At 71.6% G+C, this 24,871-nt stretch carries 16 protein-coding genes; 8 read left to right on the top strand and 8 right to left on the bottom strand.

Features of this window, described 5'->3' with window-relative positions:
* Window positions 1-163 precede the first annotated feature (163 nt).
* Both ABT116_RS14560 and ABT116_RS14555 read left to right on the top strand, forming a co-directional pair.
* The gene (locus ABT116_RS14560) at window positions 164-3,652 is read left to right on the top strand and encodes a trypsin-like peptidase domain-containing protein (protein ID WP_351632523.1); all 3,489 of its coding nucleotides are present in this window, start codon (window positions 164-166) and stop codon (window positions 3,650-3,652) included.
* 170 nt (window positions 3,653-3,822) lie between these two features.
* Window positions 3,823-4,779: a bifunctional riboflavin kinase/FAD synthetase gene (locus tag ABT116_RS14555; protein WP_351632521.1), complete on the top strand. Its 957-nt coding sequence runs from the start codon at window positions 3,823-3,825 to the stop codon at window positions 4,777-4,779.
* Here ABT116_RS14555 and ABT116_RS14550 read toward each other — a convergent pair.
* The 8 genes from ABT116_RS14550 to eccE form a co-directional block, all read right to left on the bottom strand.
* On the bottom strand, window positions 4,776-5,858 hold the full coding sequence (locus ABT116_RS14550) for an ABC transporter ATP-binding protein (RefSeq protein ID WP_351632518.1): 1,083 nt from the start codon (window positions 5,856-5,858) through the stop codon (window positions 4,776-4,778). The two genes, ABT116_RS14555 and ABT116_RS14550, sit on opposite strands and share 4 nt — an antisense overlap.
* Window positions 5,855-6,946, bottom strand: a complete 1,092-nt coding sequence (locus ABT116_RS14545; protein WP_351632515.1) for an ABC transporter ATP-binding protein — start codon at window positions 6,944-6,946, stop codon at window positions 5,855-5,857. The genes ABT116_RS14550 and ABT116_RS14545 overlap by 4 nt, the downstream gene beginning before the upstream one ends.
* A complete protein-coding gene (locus ABT116_RS14540; RefSeq protein ID WP_351632513.1) occupies window positions 6,943-7,857 on the bottom strand; it encodes an ABC transporter permease in 915 nt (304 codons plus the stop codon). The genes ABT116_RS14545 and ABT116_RS14540 overlap by 4 nt, the downstream gene beginning before the upstream one ends.
* A complete protein-coding gene (locus ABT116_RS14535) occupies window positions 7,854-8,903 on the bottom strand; it encodes an ABC transporter permease (protein WP_351632511.1) in 1,050 nt (349 codons plus the stop codon). Before ABT116_RS14535 ends, ABT116_RS14540 begins: the two co-directional genes overlap by 4 nt.
* Window positions 8,904-8,921: 18 nt before the next feature.
* Window positions 8,922-10,775 (bottom strand): ABC transporter substrate-binding protein, encoded by a 1,854-nt coding sequence (locus ABT116_RS14530; protein ID WP_351632508.1) that lies wholly within the window; start codon window positions 10,773-10,775, stop codon window positions 8,922-8,924.
* Between the two features lie 295 nt (window positions 10,776-11,070).
* Entirely contained in the window at window positions 11,071-15,084 is a 4,014-nt protein-coding gene (locus ABT116_RS14525) for an SCO5717 family growth-regulating ATPase (protein ID WP_502983867.1), read from the bottom strand.
* Window positions 15,085-15,420: 336 nt separating this feature from the next.
* Window positions 15,421-16,209, bottom strand: coding sequence for a hypothetical protein (locus tag ABT116_RS14520; protein WP_351632503.1), 789 nt, complete (start codon window positions 16,207-16,209; stop codon window positions 15,421-15,423).
* On the bottom strand, window positions 16,206-17,522 hold the full coding sequence (gene eccE / locus ABT116_RS14515) for a type VII secretion protein EccE (RefSeq protein ID WP_351632500.1): 1,317 nt from the start codon (window positions 17,520-17,522) through the stop codon (window positions 16,206-16,208). Before eccE ends, ABT116_RS14520 begins: the two co-directional genes overlap by 4 nt.
* Window positions 17,523-17,720: 198 nt before the next feature.
* On the opposite strand from eccE, the gene eccB reads away from it, so the two are divergent.
* From eccB to ABT116_RS14485, 6 genes are all read left to right on the top strand, one after another.
* Window positions 17,721-19,247 carry a type VII secretion protein EccB gene (gene eccB / locus ABT116_RS14510; RefSeq protein WP_351632497.1) on the top strand — a complete coding sequence of 509 codons (1,527 nt, stop codon included), beginning with the start codon at window positions 17,721-17,723 and terminating at the stop codon, window positions 19,245-19,247.
* Between the two features lie 11 nt (window positions 19,248-19,258).
* Entirely contained in the window at window positions 19,259-20,530 is a 1,272-nt protein-coding gene (mycP, locus tag ABT116_RS14505) for a type VII secretion-associated serine protease mycosin (protein WP_351632494.1), read from the top strand.
* Window positions 20,518-21,129, top strand: a complete 612-nt coding sequence (locus ABT116_RS14500; RefSeq protein WP_351632492.1) for a hypothetical protein — start codon at window positions 20,518-20,520, stop codon at window positions 21,127-21,129. Before mycP ends, ABT116_RS14500 begins: the two co-directional genes overlap by 13 nt.
* Window positions 21,130-21,293: 164 nt before the next feature.
* Window positions 21,294-21,746, top strand: a complete 453-nt coding sequence (locus ABT116_RS14495; RefSeq protein ID WP_351632490.1) for a DUF2563 family protein — start codon at window positions 21,294-21,296, stop codon at window positions 21,744-21,746.
* On the top strand, window positions 21,746-23,425 hold the full coding sequence (locus ABT116_RS14490; RefSeq protein ID WP_351632487.1) for a hypothetical protein: 1,680 nt from the start codon (window positions 21,746-21,748) through the stop codon (window positions 23,423-23,425). Before ABT116_RS14495 ends, ABT116_RS14490 begins: the two co-directional genes overlap by 1 nt.
* 194 nt (window positions 23,426-23,619) lie before the next feature.
* Complete coding sequence (locus ABT116_RS14485; RefSeq protein WP_351632550.1) at window positions 23,620-24,717, top strand: S8 family serine peptidase; 1,098 nt, start codon at window positions 23,620-23,622, stop codon at window positions 24,715-24,717.
* Window positions 24,718-24,871: the final 154 nt, after the last annotated feature.

The following is a 24,871-nucleotide window of genomic DNA, read 5'->3' as shown; positions in this document are numbered from 1 at the left end:
AGGGTGTATCCAGCCGCCCCCGTTCCTTCACCCGTTTGTGCGGGCGCTCGGAGTGAACCGGGGGAGCGGAAGGGGGCGCTTTCACAGAGCGATCTGTCCCGCTGATCATCTCGCCCCTACTGTCGAACACGAGGGCACGGGTGTACGGCGGGGAGGCTCGACGATGGCGTCGCGGAACCGGTCCCGGGAGACGGACGACAGCTCAAAAGGCTCCCCGGACCGCCCCGGATCAGCAGGGCACGAGGGCGGGGCGGTCCCCGGCTCCGGGGCAGCTGGGCATGAGGAGGGGGCGGTCCCCGACGACCGCCTCGTCCGTGTCCATGATCTGGCCGGACGCCCCCGCGGCACCGGCTTCGTGGCCGACCACCGCGGCACCCTGATCACCAGCCATGAGGCCGTCGACGGCCTGCCCCGGCTCGTGCTGCACGGAGCCGGTGGCCGCCGCCGGGTCGTGTCCGCCGACGCGGTCACCCCGCTGCCCGCGCTGGACCTGGCCCTCGTACGGACCGAGGGGCTCGGTGTGCCGCCACTGCCCGTCACCGTGCGGGACGGGGCAGGGACCGGCGCCTATGTACGGATCGCCGCCGGCGGCTGGCGCGAGGCGCGGGTGCTGGGCCCGGCCTCCGTCACGTACGCGGCCACGGACCGTTTCCACCGTCTCGACGACGCGCTGGAGCTGGCGGTCGGCACTGCGGGGCGGGACGCGCTGCGGCTGGGCGGGGGAGCGGCAGGCGGCCCCGTGCTCGACGCCGGGACCGGCGCCGTCGTCGGAGTCCTCGGCACCGCGCTCAGCTCCGGCCACCGCGACGTCGGATTCGCCGTACCGCTGCGTGCGGGGGTCGCCGGAGCGACGGGCCCGCTCGCCGGGCTGCTCGCCGAGAACGCCGCGACGGTCCCCGCCTACGGGGCCGATCTGAACCTCGCCGGGATGCTGGAAGTGACCGGCGCATCGGTGGGTCTGGACGGTCCGCCCGGCGGGACCGGAGTCCCGGAGCCGGTCGAACGGGCGGGTCCGGCCGCCGAGTTGGACACCTTCGCGGCGGGCACGGCGGCCGTCCTCGGTCTCGTCGGGGCACCCGGCAGCGGTCGTACGACGGAACTCGCCGCGCTCGCCGCGCGCCGCGGCCGCGGCGGGCATCCCACGCTCTGGCTGCGCGGCTGTGAGCTGCGGGACGACGACACGTCGGTGGCGGACGCGGTCCGCAGGGCGCTGGCCCGGGCCGTCCGCGTCGTGGCCGGCGCGCAAGCCCCGTCCTCGCCCTCCCTGCCCTCCCAGGCCGACCCGGGGGACATGACGCCCGAGCGCCTCGCCCGCCTCGCCGGTTCGCTCGGCAGGCCCCTGCTGCTCCTCCTGGACGGCCCCGAGGAGATGCCCCCGGCGGCGGCCCGCCGCTTGGCCGACTGGACGGGTGGCACCCTGCGGTGGCTCCGGGAGACGGGAGCGCGGCTGGTGGTGGCATGCCGACCGGAGTACTGGGAGGAGGTGTCCGGCCTGCTGCACCGTCCCGCGTGTGTACGACTCGGTGACCTCGGCGAGGACGAGGCCCGGGAGGCCCGGCTGCGGTACGGCATCGCCGAGGGCGCCCTCGGCGATGCCGACGCCCGGCACCCCCTCACCCTGCGTCTGCTCGCCGAGATCCGGGACGAGCTCACCGACGCGTCCGCGACGCCGGTCCTGCTCGCCGGCCCCGTCGGCCGGGACGAGGTCTTCTCCGCCTACCTGGACCTGGTGTCGCTGCGCATCGCCACCCGGCTGGCCGCCGGCAACGGCCTGCACGGCACTGCCGTACGCCGGCTGGCGGCCAAGGTCGCCGGGCAGGTGCACGAGGCCGCCCGGCGCGGCCTCGGCCGGGGGCAGGGGGACCTGGACCGGGAGGCGTTCGAGGCGGTGTTCCCGTGGGGTACCGCCCCGCAGCGGCTCGGCGGCTGCTCGGGCTGGGCGTCGGCCGTCCTCGCCGAGGGCCTGCTCGTGCCCGCCGGGCCCGGCTACCGCTTCGCGCACGAGGGGCTCGCCGACTGGCTCCAGGGCGCGCACCTCGACCTCGACGAGGCGCTGCACGCCCTCGTCCACCGCGGCGGGGACGCGCAGACCGACCCCGTGCCGCACCACCGCATCGGGCCGGTGATCCAGGCCCTGCTGTACCTCGCCCGCCAGCACGGCGCCGGGCACCTGGCCTCCCGCCTGGCGGACCTGGTGCACGCGCTGGACGCCGACCCGGGGTCCTGGTGGGCCGTACGGCTGCTCGCCGGGACGCTGTCGGCCGTGCCCGACGCGGCACCGTACACGGACGTGCTGCGGCTGCTCGCCGACCGGATCGTGGCCTGGCGGCGGCAGGAGCGGCCCGTTCCGGAGGAGCTCGGGCCCCCCTTCTGGACCGGCGTACGGCTCCCGCTGGAGGCGCGCTGCGCGCTGCTGCGGCGGTTGGTCCATGCCGACGGGCCGCCGTGCGAGGCCGGGCCCCGGTTCCTGGACGCCGTCGCCGGGCTCCTCACCGCCGACCCCATCGCCGTGCAACCGCAGCTCGCGCGCTGGTTCGACGACGAGCGGCCGCTGCCCGCCACCCCGCACGCGACCGTGGCCACGGCAGCGCAGGTGCTGCTGCACACCCACCGCCGCACCGCCCTGGACGATCTGGCGGACGTGCTCGTCGACCGCGCGCACCCACGGGCCGACGAACTGCTCGCGGTGCTCGCCGAGGAGGAGCCGTCGGCGGTGTGCCGGGCCGCCGACCGGTGGGCGCGCGACGAGCGGCCCGCGCGGCGGCGCGCCGCGGTGGCGTACGGACTGCGCGTCGTGCCGCACGTGAGCACGGGAGGCGACCGCGCCCTCCTGCGCTACGCCGCCCTCACCCTGCTCGCCCGCCCCGCCGACCGCGCCCTGCACGGCGGCGCACTCGCCCTCCTCGTCCAGGATCCGCACACCCGGGCCCGCTACCTCCCGCGGGCGCTGGAACACTTCGCGGCGGGCGACCCGCGGTTCTCGCCGGACGCGTTGGCCGGAGCCCTCCTGACCGACCCCGAGCCGGTCCTCGCGGCCTTCGCGGCCCGGCTGGAGCGGCCGGACGCGGAGGAGGCGCTGCGGGCACTCGCCGACGCGACCCCGTCGGGCCTGGCCCGGCGGATCGCCGCGCTGCTGTGCCGGGCGGCACGCGGGCGGCCGGAACTCGCCGGGCAGGTGGCCGCGTACGCGGACCAGCGGCTGGACCGGGGCCCCGCCGCCCGGCCCGTGCTCCTGCCGCTGGTCACCGGCCTGCTGGAGGACGGCGACGTGCGGCTGCGCTGCGCCCTCGCCGCCGTCCTCACCCCGCCCGGCATCCCCGCCTCGCGTTCGCTGCGCCGCGAACTGCGCGACGTGCTCCTGGCCCGTGAGCACGACACCGACGTCCTGGACGCACTGCTGCACGCCGCCGCCCGCAACGGCGGCGACGACCTGCGCGACCTCGTCCACCGCATCGGACTGCTCCTCGTGCGCACCCCCCAGGGCGCCACCCGCTTCGACCGCGCCCTGGTCGACCTGGGCCGGCACGTGCCCGGTTTCGCCGCCCGTGCGGCCGCCTGGCTGGCCGACGCGCCCGGGGAATGGGCGGCGCTGGTCGGGCCCAGTTCCCACCGGATGATCGAGAACCTGGCGGGCACCGGCGTCCCCGTGTGACCGGCCTTCCGGGGCCGGGGCCGCAGTACGGTGTCGTGCGCCCTGTCACAGCCCCCATGCCGATGCGGGCAGGAGGCACCCGGCATGGCACCCTTAGACCTGCGCACGAGGCAACCACGGACAACCGACCGGACACGGGTTCGACGAGTTTTCGACAAGGAGCAGGCACAGTGCAGCGCTGGCGTGGCTTGGAGGACATCCCCCAGGACTGGGGGCGCAGCGTCGTCACCATCGGCTCCTACGACGGAGTGCACCGCGGTCACCAGCTGATCATCCGGCATGCCGTGGACCGCGCCCGGGAACTGGGCGTGCCCGCCGTCGTCGTGACCTTCGACCCGCACCCCAGCGAGGTCGTCCGCCCCGGCAGCCACCCGCCGCTGCTCGCCCCGCACCACCGCCGCGCCGAACTCATGGCGGACCTTGGCGTGGACGCGGTGCTCATCCTCCCCTTCACGACCGAGTTCTCGAAGCTGTCCCCGGCCGACTTCGTCGTCAAGGTCCTGGTCGACAAGCTGCACGCCAAGGCCGTCGTCGAGGGCCCCAACTTCCGCTTCGGCCACAAGGCCGCGGGGAACGTGGAGTTCCTGTCCACGCAGGGCAAGACCTACGACTTCGAGGTCGAGGTCGTCGACCTGTACGTGACGGGTGAGGCGGGCGGCGGGGAGCCGTTCTCCTCCACGCTGACGCGGCGGCTGGTCGCCGAGGGCGATGTCCGGGGCGCGGCTGAGATCCTGGGGCGTCCGCACCGGGTGGAGGGCGTCGTCGTCCGGGGCGCCCAGCGCGGGCGCGAACTGGGTTTCCCGACCGCGAACGTCGAGACGCTGCCGCACACCGCCATTCCGGCCGACGGTGTGTACGCCGGCTGGCTGCACGCGCAGGGTGAGGCGATGCCGGCGGCGATCTCCGTGGGGACGAATCCGCAGTTCGATGGGACCGAGCGGACGGTGGAGGCGTACGCCATCGACCGGGTGGGGCTCGATCTGTACGGGTTGCATGTCGCGGTCGACTTCCTGGCGTTCGTGCGGGGGCAGGCGAAGTTCGAGACGCTGGAGGCTCTCATGGAGCAGATGTCCGAGGACGTCAAGAAGTGCGGGGCGCTGGTGGAAGCGGCGGAGCGGCCTGCCTAGTTCTGCCGTACGCCGTCCGCGGGCGGTGTGTGGCCGCTCGCGCAGTTCCCCGCGCCCCTGAGGGGCGAGGACGAAACGGCCCAGTGACAAGCGACCTGCGAGTCACCGCCCCCGCTCAGCACCTCCAAGTCCTGGTGCCTGCACGCGTCCGCCACGCCCGCCCGCTCCGCCTCTCCGCCCGCCAGGATCTGGCAGCGCGCGTGGAAGCGGCACCCTGACGGGACGCGCGACGGATCCGGGGGCTCGCCCGTGAGGACCACGGGGGAGCCCGGAGCCTCCGGGAGGACGGACAGCAGGGCCTGGGTGTAGGGATGCCGAGGTGCCGTCAGTACCTGCTCCACCGCGCCCGTCTCCACGATCCGGCCCAGGTACATCACGGCGACCCGGTCGGCGATGTTCCACGCCAGGCCCAGGTCGTGCGTGACGACCAGGGCGGACAGGCCCAGTTCGGTGCGCAGTCGTAGCAACAGGGCGAGGATCTCGCCGCGTACCGAGGCGTCGAGGGACGCCACCGGCTCGTCGGCGACGAGGAGTTCGGGTTCCAGGACCAGCGCGCCCGCGATGACCACCCGCTGGCGCTGCCCTCCGGACAGTTCGTGCGGGTAGCGAAGGAAGAAGCGCTCCGGGGGGCGCAGGCCCGCCCGGGACAGGGCCTCGGCGACCGCGGCGCGTTCGTCGCCGCCGTGGCCGTGGATGCGCAGGCCCTCGGCGACCGCGTCGTACACCGTGTGGCGGGGGTTGAGGGAGCCGCTCGGGTCCTGGAGGACCAGCTGGACGCGTTTGCGGTAGGCCTTGAGGGACCGGCCGGAGTACTCCAGCGGGCGGCCGTCGAAGGTGACCCGGCCCGCCGTCGGTGCGACCAGGCCGAGCAGACTGCGGGCCAGGGTCGTCTTGCCGCAGCCGGACTCGCCGACCAGCGCGACGATCTCGCCGGGGCGGATGTCGAGGTCGACGCCGTCCACCGCCCGGGCCCGGGGGCCGCCGTGCCGTCCGGGGAAGGTGATGTGCAGGCCCCGGGCGCTCAGCAGCGGGGCCGTGGTGACCTCGGGGACCATGGGGGAGGTGGGGGACGTGGTCATGGTGTGCTGGGCCTCGCTTCCTCCAGGGCCTCCGGGCCCTCGGCCGACCGCTCCTCAAGGGCTCCCGGTCCGTCGGCCGGGCCTTTCTCGCGGCCCTCGGTTTCCGCCGTCGCGCGCTCTCCCCGGGCCTCCACGCCCGGCGACCCGACCAGCACACACGCCGCCCGCCGCTCCGGCCCCGCCGCCCGCAGCATCGGGTCCTCCTGCGAACACGACGCCAGCGCCTCCGGACACCGGGGATGGAACGTGCACCCCGACGGCAGCGCGGCCGGGTCCGGCGGGTCGCCCGCCAGCCCCTGCGGCGCGAACCGGGACGCCGGGTCGCCGATGCGCGGGAACGCGGCCGACAGGGCCCTGGCGTAGGGGTGCCGGGCGTCCTCGTACACCTGGGCGGCCGGGCCCTCCTCGACCACCCGGCCCGCGTACATCACCGCGAGCCGGTCGCAGGTGTCGGCGAGGACCGCCAGGTCGTGGCTGATCATGATCAGGCCGAGGTCCTGGTCCGCGACCAGGTGCTCGATGAGCCGGAGGATCTGGGCCTGGATCATCACGTCGAGCGCGGTCGTCGGCTCGTCGGCGATGATCAGCCGGGGATCGCAGGCCAGGGCCATGGCGATCATGACGCGCTGGCGCTGACCCCCGGACAGTTCGTGCGGATAGGCTTCGGCGCGGGCCGCCGGGAGACCGACCTGCTCCAGCAGTTCACCGGTCTTCTTCTTCGCTCCGGCAGCGGTGGCCTTCCTGTGCAGCAGGATCGGCTCGGCGATCTGGTCGCCGATGCGGTGCACGGCGTTGAGGGAGTGCATCGCGCCCTGGAAGACGACGGAGGCCCCGGCCCAGCGGACCGCCCGGACCCGGCCCCACTTCATGGTCAGCACGTCCTCGCCGTCGAGGAGCACCTCCCCGGTGATCCGGGCGCCCGCCGGCAGCAGCCGCAGCAGGGCCAGCGCCAGCGTGGACTTGCCGCAGCCCGACTCCCCGGCGAGGCCGAGCTTCCGGCCCGCCTCCAGGCGCAGGTCGACCCCGCGCACGGCGGCCGCCCCGCCCGCGTACGTCACGGTCAGGTTCCTGACGTCGAGCAGACTCAACGCGACACCCCCAGCCTGGGGTTGAGGACGGACTCCACGGCCCGCCCGCACAGCGTGAACGCCAGCGCCACCACGGCGATGGCGATGCCCGGCGGCACCAGGTACCACCAGTCCCCGGCACTGACCGCGCCCGCCTCCCGCGCGTCCTGGAGCAGCCCGCCCCACGACACGACCGTGGGGTCGCCCAGGCCGAGGAAGGCGAGCGTCGCCTCGGCGAGGATGGCCGAGGAGATGATCAGGGTCGTCTGGGCCAGTACCAGCGGCATCACATTGGGCAGAACGTGCCGGGACATGACGTGCCAGTGGCCGCCGCCGAGCGCCTTCGCCCGCTCGATGTACGGCCGGGTCTCCACCGCGAGGGTCTGGGCGCGCACCAGCCGGGCCGTGGTCGGCCAGGTGGTCACGCCGATCGCGATGACGGTCGTGGTCAGCGAGCGGGACATCACGGTCGCCAGGGCGATGGCGAGCACCAGCGTCGGCATGACCAGGAACCAGTCGGTGATCCGCATCATCACCGTCGCGTACCAGCCCTTGAAGTGCCCCGCCGTCACCCCGATCAGGGTGCCGATCGCCACCGACAGCACGGCCGCGAGCAGCCCGACCAGCAGCGACACCCGCGAGCCCCAGATCACTAGGCCCAGCAGGTCCCGCCCGAACTGGTCGGTGCCGAGCGGGAACTCGGCGCTCGGGCTCTGCATCGGATGCCCCGGCGCGTCGGTCACGCTGCTCACGTCGGAGCCGACGAACAGCGGTGCGAACAGCGCCAGCAGCGCGCACAGCGACAGCGCGGTCAGCCCGTACAGCCCCGCCCGTTCCGAGCGGTACTGGCGCCAGAAGCGGGCGACGGAGGCCCGGCGCCGCTGCCGGGCGAGGGCGCGCGGGCTCGGGGGCGTGCCGGTCGACGTCGTCATCGGGCCACCCGGGGGTCCAGCAGCGGATAGACCAGGTCGGCAAGGGTGTTCATCAGGATCACCGCGGCGGCGAACACGAAGAAAAGCCCCTGCACGAGTGGCAGGTCGGGCACGCTCAGCGCCTGGTAGAACAGCCCGCCCAGGCCGGGCCAGGAGAACACCGTCTCCACGAGGATCACGCCCGCCACCGTCCGGCCGAGGTTGATGAAGATCAGCGTCACGGTCGGCAGCAGTGCGTTCGGCACGGCGTGGCGACGGCGGACGAGGTCGTCGCGCAGTCCCTTGGCCCGCGCGGTCGTCAGATAGTCGCTGCCCATCTCGTCCAGCAGCGCCGACCGCGTGACCAGCAGCGTCTGCCCGTACTCCACGGCCACCAGCGTCACCACCGGCAGCACCAGATGGTGCGCCACGTCCAGGACGTACGCGAAGCCCTCCTCGCCGCCCGACTCCATGCCGCCGGTCGGGAACATGCCGGGCAGCGGGCCGATGCCCACCGACAGCACGATGATCAGCAGCAGTCCCAGCCAGAAGGACGGGATGGAGTACAGCGTCAGCGCGAGGCCCGTGTTGACGCGGTCGCCGAGCTTGCCGTGCCGCCACGCCGACCGGGTGCCGAGGAAGATGCCCAGCGCCGTGTAGAGGACGAAGGCGGTGCCGGTGAGCAGCAGGGTGTTCGGCAGCGCCTCGGTGATCTTGTCGACGACGGGGGCGCGGAACTGGTACGACGTCCCGAAGTCACCCGTGAGCGCCTTGCCGCAGTAGTCCGTGAACTGCCGCCACAGCGGCAAGTCGAGTCCGAACTCCTCGCGATAGGCCGCCAGCTGCTCCGCCGACACCTGACGGCCGCCCGTCATGGTCTTCACCGGGTCGCCCGGGATCAGCCGGAAGAGGAAGAAGCTGGTCACGAGGACGGCCAGCAGCGACACGGCGGCACCGGCCACCTTGCCCGCCAGGTACCGCGGATACGCGGAACTCTTGCGTGCCCGCGGCCCGGCCGCCGGCCGCTGCTTGTCCTCGACCAGCGCGGGGGTCGCGTCAGCGGTCATGAGTACCCGCTCGCCGCTTTACTCGCGTTCCTCGGCGGTGGCCCGCCGCCGCATCGCCGCGAAGGCGCCGAGCCCGCCGAGGATCACGACACCCGCGACGATCCCGACCACGACCCCCGTCGACGACGCGTTGTCGGAGGAGTCGCCGGAGTCCGCGGGCACCGCCGACCACCAGCTCCAGTAGCCGTCCTGGCCATAAATGTTGCCCCCCTTCGCCGGCATGGTCGTGATCGACTTGATCTGGTCCGTCCGGAAGGCCTCGACCGCGTTCGGATACGCCATGACGTTCATGTACCCGAGGTCGTACAGCCGCGACTCCATCTGCTTGACGATGTCCGCCCGTTTGGCGGGGTCGTACTCGGTGAGCTGCCGGGCGTAGAGCTCGTCGTACTTCTCGTCGCAGATGAAGTTGTCCGTCGCGCCCGTGTCCTTCGGGGTCGCCGGGAGCGCGCCGCAGGTGTGGATGGACAGCACGAAGTCCGGGTCGGGGTTGACCGACCAGCCGTCGAACGCCAGGTCGTACTTGCCGGCCAGCCACGGGTCGGTCACGTTGTCCAGGCAGTTGAGCTGCACTCCGATGCCGAGCTTGCCCCACCACTCCTGGAGGTACTTGCCGACCGCCTTGTCGTTCGGGTCGGTGGCGTGGCACAGCACGCGGTAGGTGATGGGCTTGCCGTCCTTGCCGACGCGCTTGCCGTCGCCGTTCTTCTTGTACCCCGCCTGGTCGAGCAGCCGGGCCGCCTCGGCCGGGTCGTAGGCCAGCTTCTGGCTCGCGGACGGCTTCCAGAAGTAGTCCTGGAAGCGCGGCGGGATGTAGCCCTCGCCCTCGACGGCGTGGCCCCGGAACACCTTGTCGATGATGGCCTCGCGGTCCACGGCCCGGAACAGAGCGTTGCGCACCCGCTGGTCCAGCAGGGAGGGGTGGCCGTCGCCGAACTTCTCGCCGTTCTTCGCCTTGGCGCCCGGGTTGGTGGCGAGGGCGTAGAAGCGGCGGCCGGGGGCGTCGTTGACCTGGATGTCCTCAGCGCCCTTCAGGGACTCCGCCTGAGCGGGCGTCAGGGACGGAGACCCGGCGACGAAGGACACCTCGCCCTTGCGCAGCGCGGAGACGGCCGCGTCCTGGTCCTTGTAGTAGCGGAAGACCAGCTCGTCGAACTTCGGCGACCCGCGCCAGAAGCTCTTGTTGGCCTTGAGCCGGACGTAGCTGTCGGCCTTGTACCCGCTCAGCACGAACGGACCGTTCCCCACGACCGGGAAGCTCTTGTCGTTGTTGAACTCGGAGAAGGCCGAGACCTTCTCCCACACGTGCCTCGGCACGATCGGCACGTCCAGCGCGGCCATCGTCGCCTGCGGCTTCTTCAGCTCGATGACCAGCTTGGTGGGGCTCGGGGCCGTCACCTTCCTGAAGTTCCCGACGTAGCTGCCGTTCGCCGTGGCCGCGCCGGTGTCGGTCATCATCTTGTTGAACGTCCAGGCCGCGTCCTCGGCGGTGGCCTGCTGCCCGTCCGACCACGTGGAGTTGTCGCGGATGGTGTAGGTCCAGGTGAGCTTGTCCGGCGACGGCTCCCACTTGGTGGCCAGGCCCGGGATGGCGTGGTTGTCCTTGGGGTCGTAGTTGGTCAGGTACTCGTACATGAGCCGGTGGATGCTCGTGCTGAGCAGCCGGACCGCGAGGAACGGGCTGAGCGAGTCCACGCTCTGCGCCACGGCGACGGTCAGCACCTTCTTGCCGTCGTCGGCCGCCCGGGCCTGCTGGGACGCCGGGCCGAGCGGGGTCGCGAGACCGGCGGTGAGGGTGAGCGCGGCGGCCCCGGCCAGGGCGACGAGCCGGAGGCCGTGCGGGAGGCTGCGTTTCTGATCGTTCGTGCCCATGGTCGGACCTCGCGTCATCGCTCGGACGGGAAGGACGGGTTGATCAGCTGTCAGATGCGTGATGTGTGTGTACCAGCGGCCCACCCACCCGTCAACGCCGCATTCACCCCTTGTGGCCTGCGGAAATAACGAATTGGCGAGCTTTCCGCACCCATTGGTCGAGACCACTGACGCGCTCCTGGCCAGGGCCTGGCAACGGAATTCGCCCCTGAACGCGCCGAGGCCCGCGCCGAGTCGGAACGGCGCGGGCCGGGCGGGGATCGGCCCCTGAGAAGGGGCCGATCGGGTGAGGCGATTACTGCGTCGGAGGCGGCGGGGGCGGCGGGGTCTGTCCGTCCGGCTGGCCCGGGTAACCCGGCTGCTCGGGCTGCCCGGGCTGGGGGTAGCCGTAGCCCGGCTGCGGGGGAGCGGCCGGGGGCTGGCCCGGCTGCGGATACGGCTGGCCGGGGTGGGCGGCCGGTTGCCCGGGCTGCTGGCCCGGCTGGCCCGGCTGCCCCGGCTGCGGGTAGGGCGGCTGTCCCGCGGCCTGCGGGTACGGCTGTCCCTGCTGGGCCGGAGGCTGGCCCGGCTGGGCATAGGGCTGACCGGGCTGCGGGTACGGCTGTCCGGGCTGGGCGTACGGCTGCCCTGGCTGCTGGGGCTGCTGGGGCTGCTGGGGGTAAGGGCCCGGCTGACCGGGAGCCGGCTGCTGCTGCCCGGGGTACGGGGGCTGTCCCGGCTGGGCGTAGGGCTGACCGGGCACGGGCTGGCCCGGCATGGCCTGTCCGGGCACGGGCTGGCCTGGCATGGCATGTCCGGGCAGCGGCGGGGCCGCGACCGGCGGCGGGTTTCCGTCCGAGGTCCACAGGCCGTGCGACTGCTGATGGCGGACGAAGTCCTCGGCGACCATCGCCGCGAGGTTGAAGTACGCCTCGCGCACCTTCGGCCGCATCATGTCGAGGTCGACCTCTGCACCGGCGGCGAGATGCTCGTCGAAGGGCACGACGATGACACCCCGGCAGCGCGTCTCGAAGTGCGTCACGATGTCCTCGACCTTGATCATCTTGCCGGTCTCGCGGACTCCGGAGATGACGGTGATGGACCGTGAGACGAGGTCGGCGTATCCGTGCGCGGACAGCCAGTCCAGCGTCGTGCTCGCACTGCTCGCACCGTCCACGGACGGCGTCGAGATGATGATGAGCTGGTCGGCGAGGTCCAGCACACCGCGCATGGCGCTGTACAGCAGACCGGTACCCGAGTCCGTGAGGATCACCGGGTACTGCTTGCCCAGCACGTCGATCGCGCGCCGGTAGTCCTCGTCGTTGAAGGTCGTGGACACCGCAGGGTCGACGTCGTTGGCGATGATCTCCAGGCCGGAGGGCGCCTGCGACGTGAACCGCCGGATGTCCATGTACGAGTTGAGGTACGGGATCGCCTGGACGAGGTCACGGATGGTGGCCCCGGTCTCCCGCCGCACCCGGCGCCCGAGGGTGCCCGCGTCCGGGTTGGCGTCGATCGCGAGGATCTTGTCCTGCCGCTCGGTGGCGAGCGTGGAGCCCAGCGCGGTGGTCGTGGTGGTCTTGCCGACACCGCCCTTGAGGCTGATCACGGCGATCCGGTAGCAGGACAGCACGGGCGTGCGGATCAGGTCGAGCTTGCGCTGCCGCTCGGCCTCCTCCTTCTTCCCACCGATCTTGAACCGACCGCCACCGGCCGCCGGACGGCTGCTCTTCGCCTTCTGCTTCTTGCTGTTGAGCAGCCGGTCGGACGACAGCTCCACGGCAGCGGTGTAACCGAGCGGTGCGACCCCGGGGTTGGTCGGCTGCCGCTGGTCGTGCTGCATGGGCTGCGGCCAGGCGGCGCCGGTACGGGGGTCGACGGGCTGCTGTGGCTGTTGCCCCGGCTGCGGCTGTGGCTGCCCCGAGGGGGCGACCTGCGGGGACCGGCCTTCGGCGTGGGGCTGGGCCTGCGGGGGGATGTGCGGCTGTGGCTGGGCCTGCTGGTGAGGCGGCTGGGCGCCGGGGTGCGGGAAGCCGTAGCCGCCCTGCGGGGCGGGCGGGGTGCCCTGCTGGGGGAAGCCGTAGCCGCCCTGGGGGCTGGGTGCGGCCGGGTCGGGTGCGCCGGGGTACGGGAAGCCGTATCCGCCCTGCGCGTCGGGCACGGGGGCCGGCGCACTCTGGGGCTGCTGGACCGGAGGCTGCTGGGCATCCGGCGTCGGAGCGCCCGGCTGGGGGAAGCCGTATCCGCCCTGCGGGGTGGGTGGGGCAGTGGGCGGGGTGCCCTGGTGCGGGAAGCCGTATCCGCCCTGGGGGCTGGGTGCGGGCGGGGCAGGTGCGCCCGGGTGCGGGAAGCCGTATCCGCCGGGCTGCGGTGCGGGCTGCGCGGGCGGCTGGTTGGGCGGCGTCGGCGCGGGCTGGTTCCACGCGGCGGGGGCAGGCTGCGGCGCCTGCGGCTGGAACGGCGGCTGCTGCGCCGGCACGGAGGGCTGCGGCGGCACCGGGGGCTGTCCCTGTGCGGCCGTCGGCTGCGGCTGAGCGGGCGCGTTCGGCTCCGAGGGCTGCGCCGGCTGCTGCTGCGGCTGGGCCGGCCACTCGCTCGCCGGGGCCGGAGCGGCCGGCTGGTACGACGGTGGCAGCGGCGGCACGCCCAGCGGGGGCGGGGGAGTGAAGTCGGACGGCGTGGCGGGCGGGACATCGGGCGAGGCCGGGACGGCCGGTACGGCGTCCACAGGCCCACTCTGCGCGGACGCGCGGTCGGCGGGGGACGCGTCGGCCGGCTCGGCAGCGGGCGCCACCGAGTCCTCACCCTCGTGCTCGGCCCCGGCCGGTACGGCGTCCACAGGCTCGTCGGAGCCGGGCACCGCGTGCTCGGGCTGAACGTCCTCAGACTGTGCTTCCTCGGGCTGTGCGTCCTCGGGTTGTCCGTCCTCGGACTTCGTGTCCTCGGGCTGAGCGTCCTCGATCCGTGCCTGCTCGGATTCAGCATCGTCGGCCTTGGCGTCCGATGACTCCGCGTCCTCCGACCCGGCGTGATGGGCCTCGGTGTCCTGGGCCTCGGTGTCCTCGGTCTCAGTGCCCTCGGGCGTTGCAGTCTGCGGCTCGATGACCTCGGGTGCCACATCCTCCGCTTCGGGCCGCGTGTTCTCCGGCTCGGCCTCATCGAGGGGCGGCACATCGGCGAAGGAGTCCGCGTCCAGCGCGTAGTCCGAAACCGCAGCGGAGTCGTCCACCTCCACGCCGGGAGCGCCATCCTCCGCGTCCTCGGTACGGACACCGCCACCGGCCTCGTCGGCGTCCTTCGCTTCGGGTACCTCGGTGACCTCGGGTGCCTCGGGCGTGGAAGCCGCCTCCGCAGCGGCACGCTCCTCCATCTCCCGCTTCAGGGCGACGGCGGAGAAGCGCATGGTGGCACCGCTCTCCAGATCGCCGCTCTCCGGCTCCGCGGCATCACCGGAAGCCGCCGCAGCCGAAGCCTCGGGAGTGGTCGAAGCCTCGACAGTGGCCGGAGCCGCCGGAGGGGCAGGCGGAGTCGCCGGGGCGGCAGGCGGCGTCGCCGGAGTCTCGGGAACGGCCGGGGCCTGCGGCGGAGCCGGCGGCGTCCACTGCGACTGGTACCCACCGACGGGGATGTGCGGCACGGCCGTCGGAGAGGCCGCATCCCCCGCGGGCGCCTCGGCCTGCTCCGGAGACTGGTCCCCGCGTGGTGAACCCTGCGGCTCGAACCCGCTCCCCATCGGAAGCCTGGGCACGCCCGAAGGACCCCCCGAAGAGGGCGCGGGCGGAGCCGGCGGCGCGAAGGGCGCACCCGGCGCGGGCGCGGGAGGCGTGAACGGGGCGCCCGGAGCGGGAGCCGGAGCGGGAGGAGTGAAGGGCGCCCCGGGCGCCGGAGCCGGTGCGGAGGCCTGCCCCGGCAGAGAGGTCGGCAGGGACGAAGGCCCGCCGTCAGGATGGGCGTGCGCCGGCCGAGTCAGCCCGGGCAGCGGCGGCACGGGTCCCCTCGGCCCCGGGGTACCTGCGGGCGTCCCGGCAGCCCCGGCGGCTCCGGAACCACCGGGCACACCGGAGGCGCCGCTCGCCCCGGAGCCCCCGGAGCCCCCGGGCACACCCGAAGCCCCCGGCCCGGAACCGGGCGCCCCCGAAGCACTGGAGTCCTCGGACGCCCCCGCCCCCTGCCCCGAGGACGAACTCCCCGAGGCGTTCTGCGTGTACCAGGCGGGCGGGGCGTAGTCGATGGTGAACTCGCCCGTCATCTCCGCTGCGGACTCCGCGTCGGGCTGGTCATCGCCGGGTGTCGCCCAGCCCCCGCGGATCCCGTCCCGATCGCTGCTCACAGTGTTCCTCCTGGTGTGGTCGAGCACCCTCATGCCGTGCTGGGGCGACCCTTGCTTGTCGTCCGCCGTCGTGCGACGTCGTTTGAGGCTTTCGAGGGGTCGTCCGAGGTCGTCCGCTCCACAGGCTCCCCCGCCTCCCCCCTGGGACGCCGACGCCTACTCCACGGGGTCTGACGTCGAGCCCTGTCCCAGCCTAATCACCACACGCCCCGACCCGGCAGGCCCGTCTGCCCCTCCACAGCAACGCTGGACCTCGAAAACCAGGCAAATATGGCGTAATTGCCGACGCAACAGTTGACAAACCGGGTGCTACGAGAGGTTTCGCTACGAGGCCCGTCAGTCCATCCGACGTGGCGTACCCAACAGCCCGGTCTCCGCATCCGTGGGCTGTGTCATCACGTACTGCCGATCGCGGTCGGTACACCACAGGGTGAGACCGTCGGAGAGCCCCGGCAGGGAGTCCATTTCGGTCCGGGTGAGCGCCATCGTGCGGCCCAGTTCCGTGGCCTCGTCGGGCGACACCCTCTGAATCCCGACCAGCCGCGCCTGCCGCACGAGCCGCGGAGCGACCGGGCTGACGTACGGCAACAGGGTCAGCACCGACTGCCAGGGTCCGGAGACCACGCGACCGCGAGGTGGCCGCATCCCGCAGTCCCGCACCACCAGCACCGGCGTACCGGCCGAGGCACCCAGCGGCGGCACCCGCCCGACGTCGTACACGGACATCCCGTTCTGACCGCCCCCCATGGCGTGCACCATGGGCATCCAGGCCTGCGCCCGCGCCGTCTCCACGGCGACCCGCGTCCCCGTCGCCGCCGCCCTGAGCGCGATGACCTGCACGGTCCACAGTCCGCCGATGAGTACGACGTCGTACGGCAGCGGCCGATTGAGCCCGAGTACCGCGGGCCGGTTCTCCGCGTCCACGCCGATGACGACGCCGTCGTCGGCCACGGGAAGGGCGAGAGTGCCCAGTTGCTCGATCGTCACGGAGTGCCGCGGGTGTCTCGGGCCGATCAACCCGAAGCCGCGGCGCAGCAGTTCACGCGCCCGCTCGGGGGCAGAGGTCTGCGGCTCGCCCCGTCCGGTGGCCGCCGCCTGTCCTACGCGCGGGGTCGTCGCCGTCACCGGGCACCTCCGAGGGGCAGCGTGGCGAGCATGCCGGGCACCTGTTCCCGGTCGAGTCGGGCGAGCCCCATGCCCGTGTGCCGGGCCGCAGCCTGCACCGCGCGCCGGGCGGCGACGAGTTCGTCGTCACTGCGTCCGGTCACCCGCAGGTGCCCGCAGACGGACACCTCCTTGCGCTCCCCTCGCTTGAGCGTGAGGCTGAAGGTGGTGGCGAGGGAGGGGACGGCCGTGACCAGGGCGACGAGCTGGGGCAGCGACGGCGCCCTCTCCCCACCCAGGGCGGGCCACCGACGGACCCAGTACGTGGTGTGTCTGCGGTTGTCGCAGCGCCAGTTCCGGCCCGACTCCTCGGTCCGCCGCTCCCGCGTGTCCGTCCGCCCGGCCTCCGCGGTCACCAGCGGGTTGGCGCAGGCCGATGTGGCGATGGCGGAGGTCAGCTGCTCCTCGTCGAGGAGGGTCGCCCGGAATCCGGATCCGGTGAGTCGGCTCGCGAGATGATCGGCGGCACGCACGACGCACTTCTGCGCTCCGACCAGCCCGCCCCCGCGCGCGGCCACTGCTTCCGGGCACAGTTCCGGGTCGAGCTTCAACGCGATCCACGTGATGCGTACGGCCGGCGCACCCGTCTGCTCCTGCAGGGGCGCATAGTTGGCGACGGCCACGGACTGCCGGGGCAGATGGATCGCGGGCGCGGGCTGGGTGTGGAGCACGACCTGCGCCGACTCCAGCCGGATGCCGTCCACCTCCAGGGCGTCGTGTACCAGAGAGAGCGGCAACGGCTGTTTGTTCCGCTCGGCCCGCAGCGCCGTGGCGTCGGCCTCGACATGCAGGACCGCGGTGACGAACGTACCGTCCCCGACGATTCCGACGGGTCGGCGGTCACGGCCGGTGTACGTGTACGTCCGTAGGCTCGGGTCGCACTCCACGGCCGGCGCCAGCCCTGGCTCCGTGCCCTCCGGTACCGGCGTACTCGCGGCCCGCCGCTGCCGTGCACGCAACGCCTGCGCCGTGGCCAACCATTCGGGCAGGGAACGCCCACGGCGACGGAGGAAGGAGAACAGCACCAGACAGCCGGCGAGGACGGCCGCAGGCACCACGGCCACGGGATCGATCACCCATCCGACGAGCAGGATGGCCGCCGCGACCTCGAACAGGACAAGGCGTTGCAACCGGAATGCCCCGACCTGCCCCGAACGCACCCTGGAGTGGAGCGCCCCCGGCGAGGCCGGCCGCTGCGCCGGTCCCTGCCCGGACGCCGAAGCACCCCGTGTCCGCGATCGGTCACGGGACCGGGCGCGCGTTCCGGAAGCCATCACTCCATCCCCCCGTTCTGCTGACAACTCACTGGTGTTTCAGCACCACACCATGCCTTGAAGGCCCGGGCACCCTACCCGCTCCACAAGTCCCCGCGGATACCAGGCATAGTAGGGGGCCGCTCTGACACCGGGGCGGTCGGCCATGACACACCAGGCGAGCGCGGCACATCTGAACACGGGGAGAGACAAGCAGAGATGGCATCTCGGCGCGACCAGCTCAATGCCTACACCTTCGCGAAGCGCCGCATGCTCGCGGCCTTCCTGCAGTCGTCGCCCGACGGTTCGGAGGAGGGGGCGCCCCGGCCACTACGCGCGGTCATCCCCGGCGCCATCGTGGGTGTGGTCGTCATGGCCGTGTTCGGGGCCTGGGGCATGTTCAAGCCCACTGCACCCAAGGGCTGGGACGAGCCCAACGCCAAGGTGATCGTCGCCAGCGACTCGACCACGCGCTACGTCGTCCTGAAGACCGGCAAACAGGTCCAGCTGCACCCGGTCCTCAACATGGCGTCCGCGAAGCTGCTCCTCAACGAGGGCCAGGGGGACGTGGTCACCGTCGCCGAGTCCGTCCTCGACAACGGCAAGATCCCGCACGGAGCCACCATCGGCATCCCGTACGCGCCCGACCGTCTCCCCTCGGCGTCCGAGGCGGGCGGCGAGAAGCGCTGGGCGGTCTGCGAACGCCCCAGCGCCGGCGGCGAGTCCATCCAGAAGGCGGCCCTGGTCCTCGCCTCCCGCGACTTGAAGGCGACCGAGGGCAAGGGCGAGAAACTGACGGGCGGGCAACTGCTCTACGTCGTGGCCCCGGACGGGAAGCACTACGTGGTGGACGCGAGCGGACGCTCGTACGCCATCGACAAGAGCAACGAACTGCTGCTGCGCGCCGTCGTCGGCTCCGGACGCAAGCCGCAGAAGGTGTCCAGGGAGTGGCTGGAGACCTTGCACACCGGCGACCCGATCTCCTTCCCGAAGATCCCCGACCAGGTCGGTATCGCGGCCGACGCCCCCGGCCAACTGGACGAGAAGACCAACAAGGTCGGCATGGTCCTCAAGGCGTCCGACCTCAACAGCGACCAGTACTACGTGGTGCTGCCCGGCCGTGTCGCCCCCATCTCGGCCTTCGTGGCGCAACTCCTGCTGTTCAGCCAGGACTTGGTCTCCCTCGGCCAGGCCGGTCAAGCCAAGGGCATGAGCCCCGGCGCGATCGTCCCCGGCAAGCCGTTCGGCACCGAGCACCGCTGGCCGACCGAGGACCCCCAGCCCGTCAACGAAGCCTCCGGCACGGCAGGAAGCCGCAACACCGTCTGCAACGTCCTGCGCGGCGTCAACACAGGTTCGGGCGCCACCACCCTGAGCACCTGGGCCGGCACGGACTTCCCGGCCGAGCTCCCCGCCGGTTCCTCCAGCGCCTACGTCACGCCCGGCTCCGGCCAGCTTTACCGCCAGTTCCAGGGCAGGGAGACCAAAGCCGGCCCCGTCTTCCTCGTCACCGACACCGGCCTGCGCTACGTCCTGCAGTCCAACGCCGACAGCGGCGCGGACGACGCCGGCATCGGTACGACGGCCAAGGACCGCCGGCAGGCCCAGCAGGAGGCCCAGCAGGCCCAGACCCGACTCGGCTACAAGGACGTGGACCCCGCGCCGATCCCCGCCGCCTGGTCGGAGTTCCTGCCCACCGGCCCACGCCTGTCGACGACGGCGGCACGCCAGCCGCAGGGATCCTGAGAGGGCCGGACATGCCACACCTGCCCTCCCTCCTCCGGGCGGCGACCACAGTGGTGGCCGCGACCGTGCTCACGACCGCCCCCGTCGTCCTCGCGCCCCCCGCGGCGGCGGCCGACCTGCCGTACTCGGACCAGTGCGCGTTCCCCAACGGCAAGTACCCGGGCCGACCCTGGTCCCTGCAGCGCGTCCTCCTGGACGAGCTGTGGAGCCAGTCCACGGGCAAGGGCATGCGGGTGGCGGTGATCGACACCGGCGTCGACGTGACGAATCCCCAACTCACCGACGCGGTCGACGTGAAGAGCGGCCGCAATCTCCTGCCCAAGAACCTCAAGGACGACGACGGCAACCCGATCGAGCGAGGCAAGGAGAACGGCACCACGGACACGGTCGGCCACGGCACCAAGGTCGCCGGCATCATCGCGGCCCGGCCCGCCAAGGGCACCGGCTTCGTGGGCCTGGCCCCCGATGCGACGATCATCCCGATCCAGCAGAACGACGCGGAGGGCAACGGCGACGTAGGCACCCTGACCGACGCGATCCGCTACGCCATCCGGGCCGGGGCCGACGTCATCAACATCTCCCAGGACACCACAAAGCCGATGACGTCGACGTCCGACCTGAAGCTGGCGATCGACCAGGCACTGGACCAGAAGATCGTGGTCGTGGCCTCGGCGGGCAACGACGGCCTCGGCGGCAACGTCAAGGAGACGTACCCCGCTTCCTACGAGGGCGTCCTCGCCGTCGCCGCCTCGGACCGCAACAACGAGCGCGCCTCCTTCTCCCAGTCCGGCGAGTTCGTCGGCGTGGCGGCCCCCGGTGTCGACATGATCTCTACCGTCCCCAAGGGCGGCCACTGCTCCGACAACGGTACGAGCTTCTCGGCGCCGTACGTCGCCGGTCTCGCGGCGCTGATCAAGGCGAAGCATCCCGACTGGACGGCCCGGCAGATCGTCGCCCAGATCGAACAGACCGCGGAGCGCACCACCGCGGGCCACGACCGCCTGATCGGCTGGGGAGTGGTCGACCCCGTACGCGCCCTGACGCAGGACGAACACCCCATGGAGTCCCCCGAACCCCAGGCGGGCCTGGGCAAACCGGAAGCCCCCACCCCGGCCGAGTTCCAGATCGGTGAGACCGCCGAGGAACGCAACGCCCGCCTTGCCACCTACGTGGCCGTGGGCGCGGTGGTCCTGGTCGCGGGGATGGGCGGCACGGCGGTGGCGCTCCGCGACGCGCGGCGCAGGCAGAAGCGACGGGCGGAGGGCGGACCATGGACGCGCTGACCGAACTGAATGTCCTCGGCCTCGTCCTGTCCGCCGTGCTGCTGGCCATGGCCTGCGTCAAGGCGGACCGCGTCCGGGCGTGGCGCACCGGCGTCAACCCGTCGGCCGAGGAACTGTCCGACGCCTCCTTCGTCGCCGCTCGCGTCATCTTCGTCGCCATGGCCGGCGTCGGCATCTACCTGAGCGTGCAGGGTTTTGGAGTCTCCGATGACACCACGTGGGACGACGCCGAGTTGACGGCTGCGGTGCAGGGGGCCACGGACGCCTTGGACGGCAGCTCCGGCTTCGGCGACATCTATGCCGAGGACAACGACACCGGCTGGATCGACGAGTACGCGACAAAAATTGAGCAGGAGGTCGTCGAGCACGGCGGCGGCGACGCCCCGCAGTACGGCGTGAACGCGACGCCCGCCGCTCCGAACACCGCTTCCGAGGCGCGCTACACCGTCACAGCCGCCGACTCGGCCTTCTGCATGCAGGTCACACGCACCCGGTCGAAGGACGGGGACTATGAGCCGCCGGGAATCGCGGGAGGTCAGGGGACGGTGACCGTCCCCTCGTATGACTTCGCGGTGACGACGCGTGAAGGGGGTTGCTGACTCCATGGCGTGGCCTCATCTCGTCCGCTTCGCAACTCACGTACCACAAGAATCAGTTGGTCGCGTCTGACCCGTTGACTACAGTGGTCATCGAGTGTGCCGATCGGGGTCAACACCTGTGCACCGCTCAACGACTTGATCAACGGGGAACGGGGAGGAAAGGCATGCTGCCTGCGGAGGGTCTCAAAGTCGGCTTGGAGGCGCTGGGAACCTTCAAGAAGCGTGTCGATGCCGTGCTCTCCACCTTCGAGGGCTCACCCGGCAGCCCTCAGAAAATCGCGGCGCACGCCCTCTCCGAGGCCTCCTTCAGCGGCTCGGGCGGCTTCGCCGAGGCCAAGGGCCTCCACAGCCAGTACGAGCGCGTCCACGAACGTCTCACCGCACTCTCCAAGAACCTGGGCCTTCAGATCGAGGCGATGCAGATCGCCGTCATGGGCGCGGGTGGAAACTTCAGCAACATCGACGAGGAGGAGCGGCGGCGGTTCTGGGAGATCACGACTGATATCGGCCGTCAGCACGAGGAAGCGGAACGGGAGAGGGCAGCGGCGGAGGCTGCGAAGCAGGGCGAGTCCGCGCCAGAACGTTCTTCTGACGACCAGGCAGGTGACCTGTACTGATGAGCGAAGAGAAGGAACACCCGGTACCGCACCGGGCGGAGAGGGAGCAGGCCGCGGCGCAGGTCAGCGTCATCGACATGGTGAGCGGTGCGACGGGGGTAGCCCAGCTCCTCCCCTTCGGCTGGAAGGTTCCCCGTGTCTTCGGCAAGACGAACTTCGAGGGCCACGCCCTGAACGACATGATCGACATGGTCGAGTCCGCAAAACCAGAGGACTTGGAACTTGCGGGCACTGCCCTGCTGAACGCCCAGACCGCCATCGAAGAGGCCGCCGAGGAACTCGAAGGCCACATCACCCGGGTCGACTGGGAGGGCGAGTCGGGCGAGGCCTTCCGTAAATGGGGCGCCAATCTCGTCATCCACGCCCGCAAACTCGCCGCCTTCGCCGACGCCGCCGGCACCCAGGTCACGGCAGCGGCCACGGGCCTCGCCTCCGTCCGCAGCGCAATGCCGCCGCGCGACACCCGAGAGGACCCCAAGGCGGTCGCGGACATCCCGACGCCCAAGCAAACCGAAAGCAACGCGGAGTACGCGGCTGCGGTCAAGGCCGAGAAGGACCGCCAAGAGGCGATCAACCAGATGAACCGGCTGGCGTCCTTCTATGCGGTGTCGGAAGAGATCATGGCGGGGCAGGAGCCGCCGACGTTCGAGCCTATGCCGGATGTGGGGGTGCCTAAGCCCGATCCGAAGTATGGGGATTACAGAAACGTTGGAGAGCAAGGCAGTGGAGGGCTAGGGGTCCCCCACCAGCCCGTGGCGGCCGGACATGACTCTTCGAGTACGGCGACCGGGCACGCGCATTCGGGAGAACCTACGCCACCGCTCAAGCATGTGGACGCTCGGACCGCTTCCTCGGATGCGAACGTCGGCACGAAGATCGACAGCGTGGGCACCCTGCCGCCCCAGGAAGCCACGAGGCCGTCGACCAATGTGGCGCCGACGGTGACTGGTCCCCTTGGCGGAAACGGAGGCACAGCCCCTCCCTATCCCTCCGGCACCGTTCCTCCCGCCCTCAGTAAGCCGGCCGGCCGTACCTCTGCCTTCGGCGGAGCGAATGGCAACAGGGCCCCGATCTCGGCTCAAGGACGTACAGGCACTCCGAGCGGGACCGTCGGCGGTCGTGGCGCCACTGGCCCGATGGGGCACGCCACCACCACGGGGCAGTCAGGTGCTCGAGGTGGCAGCGCTTCCCCCATGGGCCGAGGCGTCTCCGGCGGAATGCCACGCGCTGTCGGAGGGCCGGTGAGCGACCGCGCGGGCGGTTCGAGTGCCACAGGTGCGGCGCGCGGTAATGGCGTTGTCGGAGGAAGGCCCGTCACAGGTCCTCAAGGGACGACCGGTTCCAAGGTCCCGCGCGGTACGGTCGTCGGCGCCGGCGGCAACACTGGCTCCCGTGCGCCCGTCGGCCACATCGGGCAGCGTGGAGTGATCGGAGCGCCGAACTCCACCCCTGGCGCTCGTCCGGGCCAGACTGCGCGTCCAGCCGCGGGAAATGCCGACGGGGTCGTCGGTACACCCAAGGGGCGAGCCCCAGCAGGGAGAAATGGTGGACCGGCCGGAGACGGCGCGGGCGCACCGCACGGTCGCACGGCGAATCGACGCAACACGAACCGCAGGGATCGTGAGGGTGACTCCCAACCGGAGACCCCTCGACGCAACACGCCACCAGTGACTGACTGATCAGAGCGAGGATCTACAGAGGCATGACAGGGACCAGCCCACGTGGCGGATTGACGGCGTTCGTCGCAGGACGTGCCGGAAGACGGGTGTCCACCGCGTGCGCTGCATTCGGTGCTTTCGCAATCATGTCTTCGGGGATGGCTCCGAGTGCGGCCGCCGCAGACGTTCAGTCGCAGCAGTGGTACTTGAACGCGATGCACGCCGAAGACATGTGGAAGATCAGCACCGGCAAAGGCGTCAAAGTTGCCGTGCTGGACACCGGCGTGAATCCGGATACATCTTCCCTCAAGGGCCAGGTGCTCGGAGATGAGGTGCCGGAGGCGGTCTCGCACAACGCCACTGAGGACTACAACGGCCACGGCACCAGCATGGCGGAGTTGATCGCCGGTACCGGCGCAGGAGGCGGCATGCAAGGCCTAGCCCCCGGTGCGAAAATCGTCCCCTATCGCGTGCTCTCCAAAGGCGTGAGCAGCACCGACAGGAAGAAGACACCGTCAGTCGCCGATGCGATCAAGGCTGCGGCTGACAGCGATGCTCGGATCATCAACATGTCGTTCGGCAGTGACATCATCGACCCAGACGTGGAGAAGGCCATCAAGTACGCCCACTCCAAGGGCAAACTGATGTTCGCTGCTACCGGAAACGACGCCGAATCGAAAAACTTCATCGGCTATCCGGCCGCCTATCCTTATGTAGTGGGGGTGGCTGCCGCTGACGACAAGGGGAAGGTGGGCGCCTTCTCGGAATTCGGCAACTATGTCGATCTTGCGGCTCCAGGCCTCAACGTGCCCTATTGGTGCGACGCGACACTCCGCTCGTATTGCGACGAGGGAGACGGAACAAGTATGGCCTCCTCCATCGCCTCCGCCTCAGCCGCCCTCATCTGGTCCGCCCACCCCGACTGGACCCCCAACCAGGTCCTCCGCAGTCTGATCGACACAGCGAGCCGTGACTGGCCGAAGAACAAGCCGAGCAATTACCTGGGCTATGGCCTGGTCCGCCCCCGCAAGGTGCTGGAGAACAGCGACATCAACCCGGGTTCGGCCGCCACCGACCCCCTCAGCTTCGAGAACGGAACCGGCGTCACGGGCGTCACCGCCTCACCCTCCGCTCCGGCATCAACCTCGTCACAGGCCCCCAAGAACACTTCTGGCGGCCAGACTTCGGCGTCAGGATCGACTTCGGAGTCATCCGACAACACCACGATGTGGGTCGCTCTCGGAGCCGCAGGGGCGGTCCTGGTGATCGGGGGCGGCGCCTTCGCGGTGATCCGCTCGCGGCGAAACGCATGACGGCTCACGCACGCTGATCGGTCACACACAACCTTTCCGGCGCGGTGACGCGCTCGGAAACGAACCACAGTTCTTACGAAGGGGAGTGCCGAAATGGTCGACCGCAAGCTTAATGAAAGCGACGTACAGAGGCTTCAGACAGAGGTCGTCGATC

It is taken from the genome of Streptomyces sp. NPDC002130 (genome assembly GCF_040296465.1).
Taxonomy (GTDB): Bacteria; Actinomycetota; Actinomycetes; order Streptomycetales; family Streptomycetaceae; genus Streptomyces.
This window is presented reverse-complemented; position numbering and strand designations above follow the sequence as displayed.